2 protein-coding genes and 1 pseudogene are annotated in these 2674 nt (G+C 25.7%); 2 read left to right on the top strand and 1 reads right to left on the bottom strand.

The window, feature by feature from the left end; genetic code table 11:
• Positions 1 to 740: 740 nt before the first annotated feature.
• The gene (locus ELQ11_RS09385) at positions 741 to 1172 is read left to right on the top strand and encodes a hypothetical protein (protein WP_126230639.1); all 432 of its coding nucleotides are present in this window, start codon (positions 741 to 743) and stop codon (positions 1170 to 1172) included.
• A 67-nt stretch (positions 1173 to 1239) separates the two neighbouring features.
• On the opposite strand, the gene ELQ11_RS10460 is transcribed toward ELQ11_RS09385, so the two are convergent.
• Positions 1240 to 1371, bottom strand: coding sequence for a hypothetical protein (locus tag ELQ11_RS10460; protein WP_274542465.1), 132 nt, complete (start codon positions 1369 to 1371; stop codon positions 1240 to 1242).
• 874 nt (positions 1372 to 2245) lie between these two features.
• On the opposite strand from ELQ11_RS10460, the pseudogene ELQ11_RS10500 reads away from it, so the two are divergent.
• Positions 2246 to 2674 (top strand): annotated as a pseudogene (locus tag ELQ11_RS10500) (hypothetical protein); the annotation flags it as partial.

The raw sequence follows: 2674 nt of genomic DNA on the forward strand, positions 1-2674 counted from the left end.
ATCTATATAAACGAGTAATCATGTTTTTATGAGAAAAATATTTTAGATATAAAAATCAATTAAAAACAAGTAAAAAATAAGTATTTTTTATACTACTTTTATCTCTATATATTTTAGACTTAAAATAAAATTAATTAAAATTAGTATTAAAATTTTATCTTTTTTTCTGTGAATTTTCATATAAAAAATATTGTTTTTTAAATGATTAGAAAAATAAAAAAATTATCTTGTACTTTTCACGAGCAAAAATTCAAAGAGAAAATTACAGCAAAACTATATTTATTTTTTTTGTTTTTTTATCTATCATTTTTTATTTTTATTTTTATTTTTTTACCTATCTTCACTCTAAAATTTTTGTAAATTTTTCAATTAAAAAATACTCCAAATCCAAACCCACGAAAAGACAAAAAATAGTTTTAATTAAGCATTAAAAAGTCTAGGTTTAAGCAAGGGCATTTTTATACCCAACCTAAACCTTTTTAGCCCCTGAAATAGAAAAGTATTCTTCTCACCCTTTATCCCCTCATTTATTATCCGCTACATTTCATTGAATAATTTTCATCATTTATCCCCTCATTTATTGCCTTATTCTTTCTCTCATTCTCTCCCTATCTTTGCCACTTTTTAAACATATTTCTAGCATAAACTTTCCCTAATATATAAAAATACTCATTTCATACCCAAGTTAAATAAAAATACGGTTTAATTTCATAAAGCACTAAAACCACAGGAGAAAACTTATGTCTAAAACTAATACACGCCCAAGCGAAAAAAACAAAATGCACAAAGCCATAGAAACTTGGTTTACCAAAATCTACATAAGCAAAATAATCCACAAAGAGAAAAACGACAAATTATTTATCAATGTAACTAGCTGTTTAGCATTCATACTCTCAATCTATGGCAAAACAGATGAAAACAAAAGCAAAATGACACCTGCTGTTATAGCTTATATCAAAAAAACAAAAAACACTTTTATTGCCAAACTAAAAAGAGTTAAAAACCATGAGAGCATTATCGATTTACAAGCCAAATACCCAAAGCTTGATATAGTTTCAGCCTATCAGTTTCTAACACTCAAAGACAAATTCAAAATCACCAAATCAGAAATCCAAGATTTTGAAACACTAATCGATATTCTTTCAAAAAACGCCCAAAAATCAAAAAAATAACCCTAAAACGAAAAACATTAAAAAAATCATTTTAGCCTTTTAAAGGCTAATTCTGTCATTTTAAACCCTATATCCATTCAAGATACACACTTGCAATCAAAAAAACATAAAAAAACCTACAAAAACCACAGCCCATTTCAAAACTGCAAAGCATTTTTGAAAATTCGCTAGAACTTCTAAAATCAGCCCTAGCTCTCATATTATCGCTATAAATCAAGCACAATCAAAAATACACGCCATGAAGAAAATCTCGATTATCAATAATGCTTAAAAACCTACAAAATAGATATTTTAAAAGCTTTTTACAAATCGCAAAATGTCGGTAAACATTAGCATAATTTGCCTACAACAATAAGATTTAAATGCCTATATTTAGGCTATATTATTGCATTATGCCCATTGGCTCAACTTTTTACATTTTTTTCAAAAAAGCAAAAGAGCCTAAAAATAAGGGTTTTAACATAGATAAGCCATGAATATTGATATTTTACTTTTTTATTACACTTTTTAGTATATTTTTTTCAACAATAAAAATTAAATTAATATTAAAAACCCTATAAAATAGTATTTTAAACAAACTCTTTTTTGTAGTTAAGTTGTAATAAAGTTGCACTCAAGTTTTAGTAAAAATAACATTAACTACATATTAACTACACTTTTACTTCAAAAAACATGCAAATTTTCACATTTTTGTAGTTAAAGTGTAGTGAAAGTGTAATAAAGTTGAACTCAAATTGTAGTTAAGTTGAAAATAATTGTAATAAAGTTGAACTCAAGTTGTAGTAAAAGTGTAGTGAAGTTGAAATAAAAATTACATAAACATAAACTATACTTGAAGTAAAGTTGTATTAATGTGTATCACATATTGAAATAAAATTACATATTGCTTGAAAACAACTTGTAATATATGTATTTTATTTAGTTGATTTGTAATTAACTCGCAACAACTTATATTTTAACTCCAACAGGAAAAGTAATAGACACTCCTATTGAAGGAGCGGTTGATTCTGACATACTTTTTGGACTATTGAAAGGTTTAGAAGATTATAAGAAAGGACAATTAGGTTTTTAGCGTGGAAAAAAACATAGAAAAATTAATTTTAGAAGCCTATGAAGATAGTAAAACTAAATTTGACCATGTTACTACAGGACATATCAGTCAATATTTGAAAAGAAAATATGATTTAAAAATCAATTGTAGTAAGGCATTAAATAGAAGCAGACTTTGATCTTGAAAAAGATGAAAACGAACCTTCTTTAGTTTATGTTAAAAAAGCTACCACAAGAAACAAGACTTCAAATCGTGATCAAATTCAAAACAAAGTTGAAGAGAAACCTTTGTTGTTTCAATTTGCCTATTTTCCAAATTTTCTAAATACACTCCAAGAGCTTTCTAATATAGCTCAAAAAGAATTTTGGGGAAATGGAAATAATATTTTATTTTCTTATCTATTTAAATATTTTGAGTTCATTTACGAAAATAAAAGCTATCCTGATATTAT

Source organism: Campylobacter sp. US50a (genome assembly GCF_004379015.1).
GTDB classification, from domain to species: Bacteria; Campylobacterota; Campylobacteria; order Campylobacterales; family Campylobacteraceae; genus Campylobacter_D; species Campylobacter_D jejuni.

Excerpts from the sequence above, each read along its gene's own strand:
- ELQ11_RS09385 (WP_126230639.1), top strand. The coding sequence starts at position 741 with ATGTCTAAAACTAATACACGCCCAAGCGAAAAAAACAAAATGCACAAA.
- ELQ11_RS10460 (WP_274542465.1), bottom strand. The coding sequence starts at position 1,371 with ATGAGAGCTAGGGCTGATTTTAGAAGTTCTAGCGAATTTTCAAAAATG.